The 19,376-nt window shown below is 50.9% G+C and carries 17 protein-coding genes and 1 tRNA gene; 9 read left to right on the forward strand and 9 right to left on the reverse strand.

The genetic code is table 11. From position 1 onward, the window contains the following. Positions 1-180: 180 nt before the first annotated feature. Both accB and efp read right to left on the reverse strand, forming a co-directional pair. A complete protein-coding gene (gene accB / locus NBE99_RS12235) occupies positions 181-660 on the reverse strand; it encodes an acetyl-CoA carboxylase biotin carboxyl carrier protein (RefSeq protein ID WP_250682326.1) in 480 nt (159 codons plus the stop codon). Positions 661-671: 11 nt separating this feature from the next. Beyond that, positions 672-1,229 (reverse strand): elongation factor P, encoded by a 558-nt coding sequence (gene efp, locus NBE99_RS12240; RefSeq protein ID WP_250682327.1) that lies wholly within the window; start codon positions 1,227-1,229, stop codon positions 672-674. A 186-nt stretch (positions 1,230-1,415) separates the two neighbouring features. On the opposite strand from efp, the gene NBE99_RS12245 reads away from it, so the two are divergent. The 4 genes from NBE99_RS12245 (at position 1,416) to NBE99_RS12260 (ending at position 5,942) form a co-directional block, all read left to right on the forward strand. Continuing rightward, the gene (locus NBE99_RS12245) at positions 1,416-1,658 is read left to right on the forward strand and encodes a NifU family protein (RefSeq protein ID WP_181495240.1); all 243 of its coding nucleotides are present in this window, start codon (positions 1,416-1,418) and stop codon (positions 1,656-1,658) included. A 29-nt stretch (positions 1,659-1,687) separates the two neighbouring features. Continuing rightward, positions 1,688-2,167, forward strand: coding sequence for a CRR6 family NdhI maturation factor (locus tag NBE99_RS12250; protein WP_250682328.1), 480 nt, complete (start codon positions 1,688-1,690; stop codon positions 2,165-2,167). 125 nt (positions 2,168-2,292) lie between these two features. Continuing rightward, the gene (locus NBE99_RS12255; RefSeq protein WP_250682329.1) at positions 2,293-4,623 is read left to right on the forward strand and encodes an exonuclease domain-containing protein; all 2,331 of its coding nucleotides are present in this window, start codon (positions 2,293-2,295) and stop codon (positions 4,621-4,623) included. A gap of 44 nt (positions 4,624-4,667) precedes the next feature. Then, positions 4,668-5,942, forward strand: a complete 1,275-nt coding sequence (locus NBE99_RS12260) for an FGGY-family carbohydrate kinase (RefSeq protein ID WP_250682330.1) — start codon at positions 4,668-4,670, stop codon at positions 5,940-5,942. Here NBE99_RS12260 and NBE99_RS12265 read toward each other — a convergent pair. From NBE99_RS12265 to NBE99_RS12285, 5 genes are all read right to left on the reverse strand, one after another. Continuing rightward, entirely contained in the window at positions 5,935-7,323 is a 1,389-nt protein-coding gene (locus NBE99_RS12265; RefSeq protein WP_250682331.1) for a GTP-binding protein, read from the reverse strand. The genes NBE99_RS12260 and NBE99_RS12265 overlap by 8 nt on opposite strands. A 52-nt stretch (positions 7,324-7,375) precedes the next feature. Continuing rightward, positions 7,376-7,449, reverse strand: a tRNA-Arg gene (locus NBE99_RS12270). Between the two features lie 38 nt (positions 7,450-7,487). Further along, entirely contained in the window at positions 7,488-8,078 is a 591-nt protein-coding gene (locus NBE99_RS12275; RefSeq protein WP_250682332.1) for a peroxiredoxin, read from the reverse strand. A gap of 30 nt (positions 8,079-8,108) precedes the next feature. Next, entirely contained in the window at positions 8,109-9,293 is a 1,185-nt protein-coding gene (locus tag NBE99_RS12280) for an NAD(P)H-quinone oxidoreductase subunit H (RefSeq protein ID WP_250682333.1), read from the reverse strand. A gap of 88 nt (positions 9,294-9,381) precedes the next feature. Next, complete coding sequence (locus NBE99_RS12285; protein ID WP_250682334.1) at positions 9,382-10,671, reverse strand: glucose-1-phosphate adenylyltransferase; 1,290 nt, start codon at positions 10,669-10,671, stop codon at positions 9,382-9,384. A 143-nt stretch (positions 10,672-10,814) separates the two neighbouring features. Here NBE99_RS12285 and NBE99_RS12290 point away from each other — a divergent pair, with 143 nt between their 5' ends. The 5 genes from NBE99_RS12290 (at position 10,815) to NBE99_RS12310 (ending at position 16,795) form a co-directional block, all read left to right on the forward strand. Continuing rightward, a complete protein-coding gene (locus NBE99_RS12290; RefSeq protein WP_250682335.1) occupies positions 10,815-11,021 on the forward strand; it encodes a translation initiation factor IF-2 in 207 nt (68 codons plus the stop codon). Positions 11,022-11,042: 21 nt separating this feature from the next. Then, the gene (gene psbV / locus NBE99_RS12295) at positions 11,043-11,534 is read left to right on the forward strand and encodes a photosystem II cytochrome c-550 (RefSeq protein WP_250682336.1); all 492 of its coding nucleotides are present in this window, start codon (positions 11,043-11,045) and stop codon (positions 11,532-11,534) included. Between the two features lie 29 nt (positions 11,535-11,563). Continuing rightward, a complete protein-coding gene (gene psbV2 / locus NBE99_RS12300) occupies positions 11,564-12,091 on the forward strand; it encodes a photosystem II cytochrome PsbV2 (protein WP_250682337.1) in 528 nt (175 codons plus the stop codon). A 111-nt stretch (positions 12,092-12,202) separates the two neighbouring features. Further along, the gene (petJ, locus tag NBE99_RS12305) at positions 12,203-12,541 is read left to right on the forward strand and encodes a cytochrome c6 PetJ (protein WP_250682338.1); all 339 of its coding nucleotides are present in this window, start codon (positions 12,203-12,205) and stop codon (positions 12,539-12,541) included. 201 nt (positions 12,542-12,742) lie between these two features. Next, a complete protein-coding gene (locus NBE99_RS12310; RefSeq protein ID WP_250682339.1) occupies positions 12,743-16,795 on the forward strand; it encodes a GAF domain-containing protein in 4,053 nt (1,350 codons plus the stop codon). Here NBE99_RS12310 and NBE99_RS12315 read toward each other — a convergent pair. Both NBE99_RS12315 and NBE99_RS12320 read right to left on the reverse strand, forming a co-directional pair. Further along, on the reverse strand, positions 16,792-17,661 hold the full coding sequence (locus NBE99_RS12315) for an S-methyl-5'-thioadenosine phosphorylase (protein WP_250682340.1): 870 nt from the start codon (positions 17,659-17,661) through the stop codon (positions 16,792-16,794). The genes NBE99_RS12310 and NBE99_RS12315 overlap by 4 nt on opposite strands. A 60-nt stretch (positions 17,662-17,721) precedes the next feature. After that, entirely contained in the window at positions 17,722-19,341 is a 1,620-nt protein-coding gene (locus NBE99_RS12320) for an ABC transporter substrate-binding protein (protein WP_250682341.1), read from the reverse strand. Positions 19,342-19,376: the final 35 nt, after the last annotated feature.

The following is a 19,376-nucleotide window of genomic DNA, read 5'->3' on the forward strand; positions in this document are numbered from 1 at the left end:
TTTTTTGATTACCGTCTCGGCAAGAGAGCGCAGACTTGAAAGCATTGAATTATTGGGTTGAAGCGCCTCAATGCTTAATATATTTTTGCAATTAAAAGTTTACCCGCTGCACCGCAAGTGTCATGATCACAAGAGTGAAATGTATTGATCCAGAATTCCAATTAAGATTTGTTAAAAGTTCTAGTTGGGCATAATGCGCATGAGGGTTTGACCATACTCAATTGGCTCAGCATTTTGCACGAGAATTTCCACCACTTGGCCATTGACTTCTGACTCAATCTCATTCATTAACTTCATTGCTTCGATGATGCAGACCACCTGACCCTTTTTCACTGTATCGCCCACTTCTACGAAGGGAGGTTCATCGGGAGCGGGAGCACGATAAAAGGTGCCCACCATAGGCGCAACAATATCGACTGTTTTGCGGCTAGCTGGGGGTGGTGTTGGTTCAGGCTCAGGGCTAAGGGTGGGCGCAGAGGCGGGCACGGAGGGTACGGTTGGGACGGGAGCGGGTGCCACAACCACGGGGGTGCTGCCACTGAATTGCTCACGCTTGCGCAGTTGCAGTTCCAGTTCGCCACTCTTGAGATTGAGTTCGGTGACGCTGGTTTGGTCAAACATTAGTAGCAGTTCGCGTACTTGGTTGAGGTCAAGCTCCACACCCGTTACTCCTATTCGCGGCCAAGATACGTGTCTGAGCGAGTATCAATGCGAATCCGCTCGCCTACAGAGATAAATAACGGTACCATGACTTGGGCACCGGTTTCGACAATGGCGGGTTTCGATCCGCCGGTAGCGGTGTCTCCCTTCACGCCGGGATCCGTTTGCACCACTTCTAGGACGACGGAGTTGGGTAGCTCAACTTCAAGAACTTGATCGCCCCATTTGACAATATTCACTTCCATGCCTTCTTTGAGATACTTGGCGCGATCGCCAATTTGCGCTGGCGTGAGGCGAGCCTCCTCATAGCTTTCCATGTCCATAAAGACATAGTCTTCACCATCTTTGTAGGTATGCTGCATGGTGCGTTTTTCAAGGGTGGCTTGGGGAACAGTCTCCCCAGCCCGAAACGTACGCTCAATGACGTTACCCGTCTGCACATTTTTGAGTTTTGTGCGCACAAAGGCGGAGCCTTTCCCCGGTTTGACGTGCAAAAATTCGACCACTCGCCAGACGGCACCATCAAGCTCAATACTCACACCGGGGCGAAAATCGTTACTGGAAATCATGTCCTACCGTGCAGTTCACCAAGCTACTATTGTATCCTTGAGCGTTGCGCTTCCTCACACCAGTTCAGTAGATTTCCCTAGAGGCAGATCCATTGCCACCCCCTAGAATTGCCAAAGGGCGATCGCCCCAACAAGTGCTAAACTGAGGAGTAATGTGAAGAAAACAACACACCAAGGACAGTAACAATGGCTGCAACCCTTGAACTAAGTCAAGAAAACGTCGAAAAAGTCCTTGATGAACTCCGCCCCTATTTGATGGCCGATGGCGGTAATGTGGAACTCGTAGAAATTGAAGGGCCTGTGGTGCGGCTGCGGCTACAGGGTGCCTGTGGCTCTTGTCCGAGTTCGACGATGACGCTGCGCATGGGCATTGAGCGCAAGTTAAAAGAAGCCATTCCGGAAATTGCCGAAGTCCAGCAGGTGCTCTAACTACTTGACTGCTGGGGAGAGAATGAGTGGTGGCGATCGCAATCCAGTTAACGCCCGATCAGATTGATCGTCTGGATTTATCTCCCCTGCAGCGAGTTCTTGATCCGCTGATTGCAGCGCAGCAACTTTTGGATCATCACCAAGCGCTGCGTTTTATTATTGATTATCCCAGGCCAGCCGATGAGCCTGATCTGGAGCTTTCGGAATTGGCGCCCGTGCGCCTGTGGTTTATTCGTGCCGATGTCTCCTACCCGTGGCTGCCCTATTTACTGGATTGGTCAGCGGGGGAACTCGTGCGTTATGGAGCGATGCTCGTTCCCCATGAATTCCATCCGCAGCAGGGCATTATCTTTAACCCCCAAGCCCTTGATATTTTTGTGATGGCCAAGGTGTTTACCCTTTGGCAATGGCTTCAGGGACAGGGCTATCCTGCTGCTGAAAAAATTAAAGGCATGGCGGCGATGTTTGGCTATGAGCTAGATACGGCTCTTTTTACATTGCTTTACTAAAATTATCATTTTGCAAAAAATAACAGACAGTTCCAAAATTCTGAAGTAGAATTTACTTCAACCTAGGGCTTCTAGCTTATGAAGTGAAACGTGTATGATAACAGACCTACGTTCGGAGTCTAAAGGTGTCTTATCTTGTTATTGATACAGAAGGAAATCCTCTCAAGCAAGTTGCTGTCATTGATGCAAAAGGTCATCTTATTTATGAGGCCTATACTGAATCAGCAAATGATAAGCATGCCAATAAAAAGAAATTTCACGAAATCAGTCATGACTTAAAGTCTCTCTTAAATGGACATATATGTGTTTTTCACAATGCAGGTGCAGACCTACAAACATTAAGATCTAGCTTAGATTTAGACGGTGAACTTAAATATGAGTGTACAGAACAGCTAGCACGGCGACTATTCCCGAGCTTACCCTCTTATGGACTAGCAGAATTGTGCACCTACTTTAAGATTAATCATCAGGGCAGGGGATTCACGTTAAGTAACGCTCATGATGCTCAATATGATGCTAGATTTACTTATGAACTTTATCGATATCTTTGCCGCTACAAGCTCAAACAGGAAAAATATCCTAATGTTTTTAGTAGTGTTCGAGTAGATACACCATTTCAAGATTTTCCTGATGCATTTAAGGTACAAGAGCCACAGTATCGCTATATCTATCAACTAGTTCAAGAAATTCGTGAGGATAATAATCTTCAGAGTCAAGGAGTGGTTATTTTGGGTGAAGCAGGCAGTGGCAAAACCCATATGGCCATGCGAATTGCTCAACAATTGCTTAAATATAACCGCTTATTTTTTATTCTACAACCAGCTCATGAAAACAATGTTCTCTATCACATTTACAGTAGTGTTTTGCAATCTTTAGTGCAACCTGTAGAGAAGGGATATACACAGTTGGAGTATTTTCTTTCCAATATATTCTTCAGTATTCTGAGTAAATATCAAAATAATGAAGATGACCGATGGTTATTAGAAAAACTATCAAAAGATAGATTATATCTGTTTTGTGAAAGTGGAAATAATGAAACTAAGACCCGTGAAGAAAGGATTGAAAGACTTGAAAAATATTTACTACGTTGGCATAATTCTCAGCGATTTAATAACTTATTTTCTGAAATTTTTATTAAAGGATTAATAAAATATTGTCGTTATCGCAGAGAATACTATCGTGATATTATCATTCGATGGTTAGCAGGTAGTGGAATTGAAGAAGATGAAGAGACTAAAATTGGCCTACCTGATTGGGGAGAAACACTAACAAGCAACGATTTTGCATTGCAAGCACTTATTAGTCTTTCAGTTCTATCTACCTTAGATCAGCCACTACTGATTATTTTTGACCAACTTGAAGGATTAGCTAACCCTAATAATAGACCAATTTTGCTAAAACTAGGTGAGGCTTTGCGGGAGTTAATGACAAATCTCCGCAATACATTATTTATTCTCAATTTATTTCCAATTACTTGGCAGTATTTTCAGGATACCCTTGAAAAATCAACAATTGAGCGTCTTAGTGCCAATACTATCTCTATACAAGAGCCAACAGCAGATGAAATTTTGGCTATCTTAAATGAACGCCTTAAGCCTGCAGGTGTTTTTGCAGAAGCTTTTTTCAACTTAGAGGAATTACATCAAATTGTTCATTCTGAGTCAATTCGCAGCTCATTAATTTTGGCTGCAAACCTATATCGTAAGATCGTCAATGAGATTAATTTTTCTGATCTTTCTATTGGACATTACCCAAATGCTATTTCGGAAGTAACACAAGAGGTGCAGAATCTAATTATAAAAATCAATGATCTGGAGCAGCGGATCAAAATTTTAGAAGAAAGAACAATTTCAAAAATATCTTTTGAAGAAGAATTGTATAAATTTTTAAGGGAAAAGAAATATATTCTAGCTAAAGATTATGGAAAAATTGGCTATCAAAATAATTATCATGAGTTAGGAGTACTAAAGTGCGTTTTAAATTATCTTCAAATTGTCAAACCTAATATTAGTCTTACACAGTATGCTATCCAAATGCCAATTAATGATCAAATCATCTACTTAGGGCATTGTAAAAAATATGTAATAATTATGAATAATCCAGAAACAAGTAGAAAACCAACTATTAATGTTAATGCTTGTTTTCGAGCAATTCAAAGCTTTCTTGCTGATAAAAAGGAAGCAACATTATTTATTTATCGAGATAATCGGATTCGTTTTCCTCAATCAAACAATTCTCCTGCCGCTAGAAATTGGAGATCACTCCAACATCGGTTTGGTCATCGGTTAGAGATACGACATATTAATGTGAACGACTATATTTGGTTACATCTTTTCTATGCAATGATAACTGCGATTGAAAATAAGGAATTTGAAGGAGATGTCAGACCTGCTGAAGCCGTTAACTTATTCTTGAAAAAGTATCCGAATGAGTTTTGGAGTTATCTTTTTAGATAGTTATAGATTAGTCCAATAGTATTCGTAAGGGCTTAATTATTAGAGTGACCACTACGGTATTGGGGATTGATTTTGGTACCTCGGGGGCGCGGGCGATCGCCATCGATCCTGAAGGCAAGATTCTCGCCACTGCCCGTCGTCCGTTGCACCAGCCCGATCAACCCCAAGAATGGGCAGCAACCCTGCGGGCGTTGATTTTAGAGATTCCAAACCCTATCCGTCAGCAAATTCAGCGGATTGTCATTGATGCGACTTCTAGCACCGTTTTCCTCTGTGATGCTCAGGGACAGCCCTGCTCACCCGTTCTTCTCTACAACGACGATCGCGCCCACGATCATGTTCAAACGCTGCGGCCGATCTTAGCCACGGATCATGTTGTCCTGAGTGCCACCAGTAGTCTAGTCAAACTGCTCTGGCTCCAGACCCACTACCCAACCGTCAACGCTGTTTTAGTACACCAAGCGGATTGGCTGGCTTTTTTGCTCCACGGTCAACTGGGCATCTCCGACTGGCACAATGCCCTGAAGTTGGGCTACGACCCGGCAAAAGAAACCTACCCTGACTGGTTTAATCATCCCACGCTAGCTCCTTTACAGTCTCTGTTGCCAAAAGTGGTAGCTCCCGGTACAGTCTTGGGAAAAGTTAGGGCGGCTGAGTTGGGGTTATCGCCGCAGTGTGAGGTGTGTGCCGGTACCACCGATAGCATTGCTGCCTTTTTGGCCAGTGGTGCCTCGGAAGTGGGTGAGGCGGTCACCTCTTTGGGGTCAACCCTTGTGCTCAAGCTCTTGAGTGCCTCTAGGGTAGAGGACTTGGCAGCAGGCATCTACAGTCATCGCTTGGGCGATCGCAGTTCGCGCGCCGTAGGCGATCGCTGGCTAGTGGGGGGCGCCTCCAACTGTGGCGCAGCCATTCTAGGGCAATTTTTCACCCCAGCGGAACTAGAGCACCTCAGTGCCCAAATTGATGTGACTCAACCCACAGGGTTGGACTACTACCCCCTGTTGAAGCGGGGCGAACGCTTTCCCATCAATGATCCTGACCTTGAACCTCGCCTAGAACCCCGGCCCGACGACCCTCGCCTCTTTTTGCAGGGACTCCTCGAAAGTCTCAGCCGCATTGAAGCCCAAGGCTATGCACAATTACAGCGTTTGGGTGCCTCCCCCCTGAAACGGGTCTGGACGGCTGGGGGCGGTGCCCGTAATCCCGCCTGGTTAGCCCTCCGCCAACAATACCTAGGGGTTCCCGTTGCCATTTCACCCCAAACAGAGGCCGCCTATGGTGCAGCCCGTCTCGCTCAAGTAGGCCTGAATTTTAGCTAGGGTAGAGCTGCGCTTGAATTTCTGACTTGAGCCGATTGAGAATATGGCGCTGATCCAGTTGACTGAGGATTTGTTGCACCACGGTTTTCGGCCCAGCAGCCCCCCAGCCTGCGCCGTTGGCAAAGTAGGTTTTGGCCACTTGCCCCATCGTATAGGAGGCAAAGCCAGCAATCCCCGCTTGGGTCATGGCCACGGAGAGATAGGGGCCAAGGGCAATTCCCCCGCTCATCGGCGTTGCGAGTCCCAACAGTCCCTTGAGGGAACTCAGTCCCAAGTTGACGGCCAATTCCCCTAAGCTAATGCTGCCCATGGCGAGGGCGATTGTTTGCAGTAGCTCCTTGGCGCCTGCTTCTGTGAGTTCAATGCCGTAGAGGCGCGAGAGCAGTTGAATCGTGGTCAAGTCAATGACGGCACTGCTGACCATATCGAGAACGGTGACGGGGTTGAGGGCGATCGCCAGCGCCTTGGTGACAGCTCCTTTCCAAATCAGTTGGTTCGCCTCTTCCTCTCGCAGTTCCAGCTTGTAGCGGGCTAACTCTTCACTGACTTGATTGGCAAAAAGCATTGAATTGAGGGCAATCAGCGCTTTCCCTTCGCGCTCTAGCACCTCTAAGATTTTCCGTTTCAGGGGTTCCACCTGAGGGGCGCCGATGGTCATGGTCACTTGGACGCGGCCTTGTTTGTCCCGCTTGAGTTGGGGCACAAGGGGGGCTGCCGCTACCATCACGATTTCTTCAGGGGAAAGAAGCTCTTTGACGCGCTCATCACGGATTTTGGCATAGATGGCCTCGCGATCCGCCTCTGGGTACTGATCCACTTTGTTAAAGACCAGAAGCATTGGCTTGCCCGCCTGCCGCAACTCACTGAGGGCTTGGTATTCAAGACGGGTCAAGTCTCCAGCGATAACAAAGAGGATTAAATCCGCTTGAGCCGCTACTTCCCGTGCCAATTGCTCCCGTGCTGCGCCATTGACTTCGTCCAACCCCGGTGTATCAATGAGTCGAATCGGATTACCCCGCTGGGCTTCAGAAATTTGCCAAAGGGCACTGGCTTCCTCTTTGGTCACGCCATGAATGGGTCCAGTGGCAAAGTAGGGTTCCCCTAGCAGCGCATTTAGCAGGGAGGACTTTCCCCGCCCCACCATGCCAAAGACAGCAATGTGCACCACCCCGTAGTGGAGCTTATCGAGCCTGTCCTCTAGTTCAGCGATCGCCCGCGCGAGGGAGGCTTTTTCGGTGCCAGTGGCTTTGCACTCGAACAGCAATTTTTCAAGGGCACTCTTTGCCGCTTCGTAGCTACGGGCGCTTTGGTAGTCCTCAAGGTCATCAATTGCCCCTTGAAGTTCCCTGAGCAGCAAGTCTTTTGGCGATCGCTCTACCACAGATATAAAACCACCCTCACCAAGATTTGTCTTTCATTTTAAGGGTCAAGAACGGGACTGGTGCGATTTGAACGCACGGCCTAGCGCTTAGGAGGCGCTCGCTCTATCCGACTGAGCTACAGCCCCAAAGAGATACCTTCTATCCTAGCGAGTTTCGCGCCCGCCTACGTTGTCGCCACTGCTGGTGCCGTCGTTTCCAAAGCCTCAATTTCCTGAAGCAGTCGCTCTAGGGGGGCATTGGGTTCTAAAAACGAGAAGAGATGCTTGTAGCGGAGCTTGCCCTCGCGATCAATGAGAAATTGTGCGGGTAGCGGTGCCCCCAAGGCTTGGCCCGTGCGGTATTTGCGAAAGACTTGGCAACTGGGGTCATAGAGCAGGGGCATCTTCAAGGCCATATCCGCCTTCACTTTTTCGCTTTGTTGGGCATCGGTACTGGTGACCACGAGAACCGCCACCCCCTTGCCTTGAAAGGTTTCATAGTTTTCATTCAAAGCCTTGAGATAGGGGTAGCACAGTGGGCAGTATTGATGCTCCGTAAAAATACGGGTAAACACCAGCAGGAGTGGCTGCTCTTTCCACACGTTTGCAAGGCGAACAGGCGTATTCAAGCCTACGCCGGGTAGCTCCACATCTGGAACTAGTGCACCCCGCTTCAGTTGATTTTGGGGCGGCAGTGGCCACGCATTTTGCCAAAACCGCTCATTAAAGAGACCACTGAAGTTGGTGGAGGTGAGAAACGGCAATTGAACAGCCATGGCGTCCTCGCTGCTGGCTCAATGAGGTTCCTAGCGATCGACGGATCCCATAATCACATCGATACTGCCAAGGATAGCAACAATATCCGCCACTTTCATCCCCTTGAGCAACTGGGGCAGCACTTGCAGATTATTAAAATCCGGTGGCCGAATCTTCCAGCGCCAAGGGAAGACATTATCATCGCCAATCAGATAAATCCCTAGCTCCCCTTTCCCCGATTCAACACGCACATAGTGTTCCCCCTTCGGGATTTTGAATGTGGGAGCGAGCTTTTTGCCCAAGTACTGATAGTCAAAGCCATTCCACTCTGACTTGGCACCCTCCAACATCCGCTTGGCTTCAAGGTTTTCGTAGGGACCGCCGGGCAGGCCATCCAAAGCTTGGCGAATGATTTTTACCGATTCGCGCATTTCCTGAATGCGAACGATGTAGCGGGCAAGGCAATCGCCCTCTGTGGCGGTGGGCACCTCCCAATCAAAGTCGTCGTAGCACTCGTAATGATCGACCTTGCGCAAATCCCACTTGACACCGCATGCCCGCAACATTGGCCCTGATAGCCCCCAGTTGATCGCCTCCTCGCGGCTAATTTTGCCTACGCCCTGCAAACGACGCACAAAGATGGGGTTGTTGGTGATCAGGCGTTCGTACTCATCGACTTTGGGCAGGAAATAGTCGCAAAAGTCACGGCACTTGGTGACCCAACCATAGGTAAGATCGGCAGCCACTCCGCCGATACGGAAGTAGTTGTTGTTGATGAAGCGCATGCCTGTGGCCGCTTCAAAGAGATCGTAGATGTACTCCCGCTCGCGGAAGATATAGAAAAAGGGCGTCTGGGCACCCACATCCGCCAGAAAGGGACCCAGCCACAGCAGGTGATTGGCAATGCGGTTCAGTTCCAGCATGATCACGCGGATGTAGCTGGCGCGTTTGGGCACGGGAATACCCGCCAATTTTTCCGGCGCATTCACTGTGACCGCTTCGTTAAACATCCCCGCCGCATAGTCCCAACGGCTGACGTAGGGAATGAACATGATATTTGTGCGGTTCTCGGCAATTTTTTCCATGCCGCGATGGAGGTAGCCGATCACCGGCTCACAGTCAATCACATCCTCGCCATCAAGGGTCACCATTAACCGCAAAACCCCGTGCATTGAGGGATGGTGCGGCCCCATATTGATGACCATGGGTTCAGTGCGAGTCTCTATCGTGGGCATAGATGGCAGTTCCGCTAGAGGGTTGGAGGCTTACTGTTGATATGCTACACAGGTTTTCCCCGCTTGCCAATTCAAATTTGCTTATGGCTTAGATAACAGTGCCATCGGGGATCACAGCATTTTTGAGAATCACCACCACGCCACTGCGAATATAGAATCCCTGATCCTCACGGTTGGATTCCTCGACATGGTCTTTGTTGATGATTTTGACATCGCGGCCAATGCAGGCGTTTTTATCCACAATAGCCCCACGGATGACACTGTTGGCACCAATGCCGATGGGAATTTTATGTTGCAATAGAAGTTGGCTGCGCTGCGCCGAGTCTTGGTAGTAGTCTGCCCCCATCAGCAGGGAATGGTCAATGACACAGCCCGATTCCACGCGCGATCGCACCCCTAGAACCGAATGGTGAACTTGGCATTCCTTGAGGATGCAGCCCTCACTAATGATGGACTCCGTGATGGTGCAACTGAGAATCTTGCTGGGGGGCAAGTAGCGGGGACGGGTGTAGATCGGCGCATTTTCATCGTAAAAGCTAAAGGGAGGCTGGGGTTGTTGGGTAAGCGCAAGGTTGGCTTCGTAGAAGGATCCAATCGTGCCAATATCTTCCCAGTAGCCATTAAAGACATAGGTTTGGACAAGGTGGGAACGCGCGGCAGCGGGGATGATTTCTTTGCCAAAGTCAGTGGCGTCGGCCATCTGTTGCAGCAGATCAATGAGGACTTGCCGCTTAAAGACATAAATCCCCATCGAGGCAATGTAGGGTTTGCGATGGGCCTCCTCAGCACTGAGGCCGTAGCGGGTCGTGTCCACACGCATATCTCGTAGGGCATCACCCGTAGGTTTTTCGCGGAAGTCGGTCACCCGCCCTGTACCATCGACTTTAATCAAGCCAAAGCCAGAGGCAGCCTTTTCATCAACGGGCAAGACGGAGAGGGTAATATCGGCACCCGTATCGCGGTGGCGTTGGACAAACAGGCGATAGTCCATGCGGTAGAGGTGATCCCCCGACAAAATCAGGTACTCATCCACATCCCAGTCGGCCAAAAGCCAGAGGTATTGGCGCACCGCATCGGCGGTACCCTGAAACCAATTGGGATTTTCTGGGGTTTGCTGGGCTGCTAACACTTCGACAAAGCCGCCCGTGAGGCCGGGAAAGGTGTAGGTACGGGCAATGTGACGGTTGAGGGAGGCCGAGTTGAACTGGGTGAGAACGTAAATGTTGTTGATTTCGGAGTTGATGCAATTGCTCACAGGAATATCAATGAGGCGATATTTTCCAGCAAGGGGAACCGCAGGCTTGGCGCGACGCTTGGTCAAGGGATAGAGACGTGTTCCGGCACCGCCCCCAAGGATAATCGCCAGGACTCGTTTCATTGAAAACTCCATCTGAACGGCCACATCAACAGTGTACGCTGTGGCGGCACTTCTCTTTGCGAGGGGAACCCTTTTTGGTAAAGAAGCCGCGCAATGGCATGATAATGATACTTGGTCGTTGATCCCAAGCGGAGAGTCGCAGCATGGGATTTGTGGATATTGCGATCGCTGATTTGGCAGCGGACTACGGTGTCTCCGTGGAAACCGTCTGTGGGTTGTGCGATCGCTTGGGTATTCGCTATACCAGTCCGCAAACGCGCCTGCCCCTTGAAGATGCCAAAGCAATTATTTTGGCGTTGACGGACTCCGCGCCACCGCATGATCAACGGGACACATCACCGCACTCGTAAGACCTGCTTATTGGGAGAACTATGTTAAAAAAATGCATTTGGCTTGCGGTTGCCCTTTGCCTTTGCCTCTGGCAACTGACCATGGGTACAGCACTGGCCGCTGAACTGACCCCTGACGTCCTGACCGTTCCCCTCAACAGTGAAGGAAAAACCATTACCCTGACGGAAAAGCAATACTTCGAGGGTAAGCGTCTCTTCCAGTATGCTTGCGCCTCCTGCCATGTGGGGGGAATCACCAAAACCAACCCCAATTTGGATCTGCGCACCGAAACCCTCGCCTTGGCCACACCGCCGCGAGATAATATCGAAGGTTTGGTGGACTACATGAAAAACCCCACCACCTACGATGGCGAGCAGGAAATTGCTGAGGTGCACCCCAGTCTGCGCAGCGCCGACATTTTCCCGAAAATGCGGAATTTGACGGAAAAAGACTTGGTGGCGATTGCCGGTCACATCCTTGTCGAACCCAAGATCTTAGGTGACAAGTGGGGTGGCGGTAAAATTTACTACTAATTACGACTCAAGAAGGATTTTCCCAACTCATGCACCAACCTCACTCGTGGCTACGCCCCATTGCCTTGCTCTGCGGCAGCCTTTTGATTCTATGGCTAGGCTGGGCGATCGCGCCGGCAACGGCACTGGCAGCCGGCGGGGTAGATAACTATGTGATCCAATACCTCAAGGTAACGGACACTGTAGAATTGCCCCTCAATGATCGCGGTGAGACCAAAACCTTCACAGCAGCGGATTTGACCCGTGGCAAGCGGCTCTTTGAGGAAAACTGCAAAAACTGTCATGTCGGTGGCAGCACGTTACCCAATCCTTTGGTGTCACTCTCTCTAAAGGATCTCAAGGGGGCAACCCCCCCACGGGATACAATTGCCAGCCTCGTTGCTTTCCAGCGATCGCCGAGGTCCTACGATGGCAGCGAAGAGAGTTATTCCTGCCGCCGCGTGAGTGAGGACTGGTTGACCACAGAACAGCTGGAGACCTTAGCTGCCTTTATTTTGCGAGCGGCAGCCGTGGCGCCCGGTTGGGGCGTAGAAAGCTTTCCAGACAGTGCCCCCTAGGTTGGGAACTTTGCTACACTGACCTTTGGTGAGTCTTACACCCCTTGATTTTTGGGACTTTATCCATCATTTTGTCCAGACCCTGACGCATTCCATGAAAGGAGAACTCCGTTGAAAAAGCTATTCATTTGCGTTTGCGCGATCGCGATCGCTCTCTTTGTCAGCCTCACCCCTGCGGCCTTGGCAGCAGATTTAGCCAATGGTGCCAAAGTCTTTAGCGGCAACTGCGCAGCCTGTCACATGGGGGGCGGCAATGTGGTGATGGCCAACAAAACCCTGAAAAAAGAAGCCCTTGAGCAATTTGGCATGTACTCCGAGGATGCCATTATTTACCAAGTGCAGCACGGCAAAAATGCCATGCCCGCTTTTGCTGGTCGTCTCACCGATGAACAAATTCAAGATGTGGCTGCCTACGTCCTCGATCAAGCTGCCAAGGGTTGGGCAGGCTAAAATTGCCACAGTCTGAAAATAACGATTGATGAAGGGTGTAGGCCTAGGTTCTACATCCTTTTTTTGTCCTGTGACTGCCCTACAAGTCCTGCACAGAGAGATGTTTTATTCTGCATCCCCTAGGGGATTCTCCCTAGAACCAGTGCAATTCATATAATTGATGAAAGACTTGCTCCTACAAAAAGGCGGTACACTTGGGCTATGCCTGCTGCCCCATTGCCAGCAAATGAACCGGAACGGCAACGTGCCCTTGAGCAGTATCGGATTTTAGATACGCCTCCGGAGCCGATCTTTGATGAAATTACCAATTTAGCAGCGGCAATTTGCGAAACTCCCATTGCCCTGATTAGTCTCATCGATCGCGAGCGGCAGTGGTTTAAGTCTAAGGTGGGGTTAGATGCCTGTGAAACCCCAAGGGATGTCGCCTTTTGCGCTCACGTGATTCTCCAGCCTGAGCCGCTGATTGTACCGGATACCCGCCTTGATCCGCGCTTTGCCGATAATCCCTTTGTCAGTGGCCCACCCTATATCCGCTTTTATGCGGGGATGCCCTTGGTGACGCCGCAGGGTTATGGCATTGGTACCCTCTGTGTGGTGGATTATCAACCGCGGCAGTTGAGTGCTGTTCAACAACAAACCCTACGTACCCTTGCCCGCCAAGTGATTAGTGAACTGGAGATCCGCCACCACCTAGAGGTCACTCAGCAACAACTGGCCTATATTCAGCAGATGAGTAGCCTCCAAGAGGCGGTCTTCAATAGTAGTAATCACGCCATTATTGCCACCCGTACCGATGGCATCATTACGCTGGTGAATCGAGCGGCCCAAGAATGGCTGGGATATAGCGCCTCAGCACTGGTGGGCAAAGCCACTCCCGAACGCTTCCATGATCCCCAAGAGGTGGAGCGCTATGCGCAGATTCTCAGTGCCCAACTGGGAGAGCCAGTTCCTGTGGGGTTTGAGACACTGGTGGCACGGGCACGGCGTGGCCTAGCGGATGAGCAGGAGTGGACATTTGTGCGGCGGGATGGCTCTCGCTTTCCTGTGTCCCTGTCAGTCACCCCGATTCATGATAGCCAAGAGCAACTCATTGGCTTTTTGGAGCTAGCGGTTGATATTACCGACAAGAAAAAAATTGAGGCGGAGCTGCGACTGCGGGAGCGAGCCATTATTGCTAGCACTAATGGCATTGTGATTACCGATTACCGCCAACCAGATAATCCCATTATCTATGTGAATCCTGCCTTTGAGCGGATGACCGGGTATCGGGCGACGGAAGTCATTGGCAAAAATTGCCGCTTTTTGCAGGGGCGCGATCGCCATCAACCGGGGGCAGAGGCTATCCGCAATGCCATTAAAAAAGGCCAATCCTGCCGTGTGGTGCTGCGCAACTACCGTAAAAATGGCCAACCCTTCTGGAATGAACTTGCCATCTCACCAATTTATAACGAGTTTGGCGAAATTACCCACTACATTGGCATTCAAAGCGATATCACAGAACGGCAACGGGCACAACTGTTTTTACAGCAGCAGGTGAAACGCACCCTCCTTCTCAATCGCATTACTGAGGAGATTCGCCAGCAAATTGAACGGGAGCACATTTGCCGCACGGCAGTTCAGCAGGTGGGGACAACCCTGAATGTCAGTCGTTGCCTGTTGTTTGTCTATCAGGAGAATGCCCCTTCCCCGATGGAACTAGTGGCCGAGTACTGTGCGCCGGGGGTACCCTCCGTCAATGAGTGCGACCTTGATTTGGCACAGATACGCAGCTCATTTTTGGAATCGGTCTTTGCCTCTGATGAAGTATTTAGTTGCGATGATGTGACGACTGATAACCGCCTCGTTGCGCTTCATGAGTATTGCGAAGCCCTGAGTGTGAAATCTGCGGTGATTGTGCGCACAGCCTATCGCAATCAACCCAATGGTTTACTCATTTTGCACCAGTGCGATCGCCAGCGGCGGTGGACGGATGCGATTAAAAGTTTGCTCAAGAGTGTGGCGGCACAGGTGGGGATTGGCCTTGCCCAAGTGCAACTCCTTGAACAGGAAACCCGGCAACGTCAGCAACTGCAACAGCAAATGCAGCGGGCACTGCTGCTGAATCAAATTACTGAACAGATTCGTCAGAGCCTCGATACGGAAACGGTCTTTGAAACAACCGTCACCCAAATTGGTCAAGCCTTTGGGGTTAGTCGCTGTTTGATTCACCGCTACGAGCTGGGGCCGCCTCCCCGCATTCCCGATGTGGCCGAATACCTGCAACCGGGCTACGCATCGATGAAGGGGGTCAATGTGCCTGTGGAAAATAACCCCCACGCCCTCCAAGTCTTAGGTAGCGATGCCGCCGTTGTTTCCCACGATGTGACGCAGGATCCTCTCCTTGCCAGTGCAGAGAAACTGTGCCGCCAGTTTGAAATTAAGTCAATGCTAGCCATTCGTACGTCCTATAAGGGAGTGCCCAACGGCATTATTGGCCTGCACCAGTGCGATCGCCAGCGGCAGTGGACCCCTGACGAAATTGAACTCCTTGAAGCAGTAGCGGCGCAAGTGGGAATTGCCATCGCCCAAGCAGAACTCCTGCGCCATGAACAGCAGCAGCGCCAATTATTGGCTCAACAAAACCAAGAACTCGAACAGGCGCGGCTCCAAGCCGAACTCGCCAACCGTGCCAAGAGTGAATTTTTGGCCACCATGAGCCATGAAATCCGCACCCCCATGAATGCAGTTTTGGGCTTTACCAATTTGCTCTTAGATACGCCCCTCAATGAGCAGCAGCGGGACTTTTTGCAGACACTCCACCAAGCCGGCGAGGCACTCCTGACAATTATTAACGACATTCTCGACTTCTCGAAAATTGAATCCGGCAAACTGGTGCTCGAGCGGCAACCCTTTGATGTGCGTGAGTGTGTGGAGGATGTCCTCAGCCTCCTCGCCAGCAAAGCTGAGGAAAAAGACCTAGAGTTGCTCTACACCTGCACCCCCGAAACCCCTGCCCAAATCACAGGGGATGTGACCCGGCTGCGACAAATTCTCGTTAACTTAGTGGGCAATGGCATTAAGTTTACCCACGAAGGTCAAGTGCTGGTTCATGTGAGAGTGGTCAAACGGCAGGAGAAAACGTTTCTGGAATTTCAAGTTCAGGATACGGGCATTGGCATTCCTAGCGATCGCTTGGATCGGCTCTTCAAGCCCTTTAGTCAAGTGGATGCCTCGACGACCCGCGAGTATGGTGGCACCGGCCTAGGGTTAGTGATCAGCAAACGCCTCTGTGAGTTGATGGGCGGCGATATGTCCGTCGAAAGTGTCGAGGGGCAAGGCACCACATTTACGTTTACGATCCTCGCTGAAGGGCAAAAGCCCTACGTGCCGCCGACCGTTCATCCTGCCTTGGCAAACAAGCGGGTTCTTGTCGTGGACGATAATGCCGCCAGCCGCGATAATCTCTGCACATTGCTGCAAAACTGGGGAATGGTTCCCGTCGGATATGGCGATCCGCAACTGATTCTAGAAGCACCGCCCCCATGGGATTTGGCAGTCATTGATTTGAATATGCCCAAAATGTCGGGGCTTCAGCTGGCAGAACGCTTGCAATCACAGGCCTCTTTCAACCAACAACCGATTGTCCTGCTGACTCCCCTGAGTTGGCTGGAAACCGCCAGTCGCAAAGAACTCGTTACGGCTCACGTCCCCAAACCGATTCGCCTCCTCACCCTCCGACAAACCCTGATTAAGGTACTCAGCAGTGATAGCCTCGGTCAGGTCACTCCGGTGAAAACCGGGATCGATCCTAACTTGGGGAGCCGCTTCCCCCTGCGCATCTTGCTGGCTGAGGACAATGCGGTGAACCAGAAGGTGGCGTTGCATATTCTCAAGCGAATGGGCTACCGCGCTGATGTCGCTGCCAATGGCCTAGAGGTGCTTGAAGCACTACAACAACGCCCCTACGATGTCGTGCTCATGGATGTGCAAATGCCGAAGATGGACGGTCTAGAAGCAACCGAACGCATCTGTGCCCAATGGCCTCCTAGTCAACGCCCTTGGATTATTGCCATGACGGCCAATGCCCTTGCGGGCGATCGCGAGCGCTGCTTTGCGGCGGGGATGGATGACTATATCAGTAAACCGATTAAAATTGAAGCCCTTGCCGCTGCCCTCAACCGCTGTCGCTGCCTCAGTCCCAAGACGACCTACCCGCAACTGTGTGAGCAGATCAACTTTGATAGCGATCAGAATATAGCAGAGTCTATGAGTTAGAGATATTTGGCCAAGAGCAGATGAAGTTTCTCCTTGGTGACTGCGGGTACCTTGTCAAGGGGCGTGAGAATGGCATTCTTTAAGGCACGGTGGGCTTTAGAGGCTGGTGGATTGGCATGGAGGCGTTTGATGGTTTCACAGATAATCGCTTGGGCATTTTTGACATTGCGCTGCAAGTTGCCAATAATCATCTCCACTGTGACTGAGTCATGCTCTGGGTGCCAGCAGTCGTAATCCGTAACCAGCGCCAGCGTTGCATAGGCAATCTCCGCTTCACGAGCCAGTTTGGCCTCTGGTAGGTTGGTCATGCCAATCACCGTTCCTCCCCACGAGCGGTACAGGTTGGACTCTGCCAGCGTCGAGAAAGCAGGGCCTTCCATACACACATAGGTACCTTGGCGGTGGAGGGTGACATCGGGCAGGTTGAGATCGGCGATCGCATCCGCAAGAACGCCGGCAAGGGCAGGACACACCGGATCGGCAAAGCCAATGTGCGCCACAATACCCTCCCCAAAGAATGTGGAAATGCGGTTACGGGTACGGTCAATGAATTGATCCGGCACCACCATATCGAGGGGCTTCACTTGTTCCTGCAACGACCCCACAGCAGATGCAGAGAGGAGGTACTCGACCCCAAGGGACTTGAAGCCATAGATGTTGGCACGAAAAGGGATCTCCGTTGGCAGCAGATGGTGATCGCGGCCATGGCGCGCCAAAAAGACGACGGGAATTCCCTCAATCTTGCCGCAAATAAAGGCATCGGAAGGATTACCAAAGGGCGTAGTCAGACGTACCTCTTCAACATCGGTGAGGGCATCCATCTTGTAGAGACCACTCCCGCCAATAATGCCAATTTTTGCAGACATGGAGATTCCTAAAACACCAACGGGCAATAGCTTAGCATTAGTTGCCACCGTTGCGGTGGTTTAGAGGCTACGGAGGGGGTTGAACTGGTAGTTGGAGCCTTTGGGACCATTGGGACCGGGTGCTGCTTGAACCAGGGGAACGCGATCAAAAGTTCCCTTGGCGGTTTGCCCCTGAATTTGCACCCCTTGGCGCAGGAGTTGTTGCGTGCTGGCGCGATCGCCCCCTTGAATCATCGCTTGGGCAAGGGCTTGAGTTGCATCGTAGGCGGTAGTGGTGCGCCAACTAATCTGACCCCGCCACGCTTGTGCTGCCTGCTGAGCAAAGGGATCACTGGGGTTGGTACTCCAAGGCACCGCCAGAATCATGCCATTGATGGCGCTATCCCCCTTGATCAATAAATCAGGGCTGTAGAGTTGATCACTACCAAACAACTGCACGGGGGTGGTTTGGGTTTGATTGGCAATGGCAAGGGCAACGGCATCATTCACCCGTGCGCGACTCATAGCCAAAATTACCACATTGGCTCCCGCTTGCTGTGCTGTGGTCATTGCTGTATTGGCATTAGAGCCGGCAGCAGCCACATCCATCTGTTGCACCACTTGAGCACCAAACCGAGGCAGAGCAGCGACTAATTTAGTTTTCAGTTCATCACTGTAGGGGCTATCGCTGTTGTAGAGAACAGCCACTTTGGCATTAGGGACTTTTTTCGCTGCGGCTTGGGCGAGAGTATTGGCGGCATTGTCAAGGTAGGTATTGAGGAGTTGTTGCCCCTTTTCATTCAGGGATAGCGTCTGTACCTGTACTGTGCCGTTGCCTTGGGGAGTGACAGTCGTGGTTAAGGGAGAAAGAGCGGCAATCCCCGCTTGTTCATAGACCTGTAGAGCGGCACGACTATTGGCATCGGTGCCATGACCTAGTACCCCTTGGATTGAACTGTTGATCAAATCTTCGGCCAAACTGGTCACACCATTGGGGCTGTTTTCATTGACAATGGCGACTTCAAGGGCACGACTGGGGCCACTGGCATTAAAGCGCTCTTGGTACTGAGCTACCCCCCGCAGAATTTCCTTGGCAGTATCGGGGCTAGTACCAATGGGAACAACGGTGGCCATCGTCATCGGGTTGCCAGCTTGGCGGGCACGGGCATTGTTGAGATAAATGCGTGCCTCTGGATCATTGGGATCGAGGGTGACCAGTTCTTGATACTTGGCGATCGCCTGTGCCCAATCTCCCTGATCAAAGGCAAGGGCGGCTTCCTGCTTCAGGGCTGCTCGCTGCGGATTGGGTTCACTGATCAGGATGCGCTCTCCTTGGCTAATGTGTGCTGTGTTGCGGGCGGTGGTTTTGCTCACCAGTTGCTTGCCACTGGCTGTCGCTTCCGTCAGGGGTGAAGTATTGACGTCGCGGCTGGCAATAAAGATTCGATAGCCGAGGAAACCAATACCACCCGCGAGCAATAGAACCACCCCAAGGGCAGCAGCAACTAGCGGTAGTTTCGATTTTCCAGCCCCAGCACTGCTATTACCACTGGCAGGATTCATGGCTTCACGGGGTAGGCCACACACATCACAGTCAGGGCCAAAGTTTTCATAGGGGGAGTGGGCACCACTGGCATTGGGGTAGGATTTACCATTTTTAGGTACGCCATCGCACTTCCAAGAACCGGGAGATGGTGCCATGATGCCCCCCTTTCAAGTGAATTTGGAACAGTGTG

The organism is Thermosynechococcus sp. HN-54, assembly GCF_023650955.1.
Lineage (GTDB): Bacteria > Cyanobacteriota > Cyanobacteriia > Thermosynechococcales > Thermosynechococcaceae > Thermosynechococcus.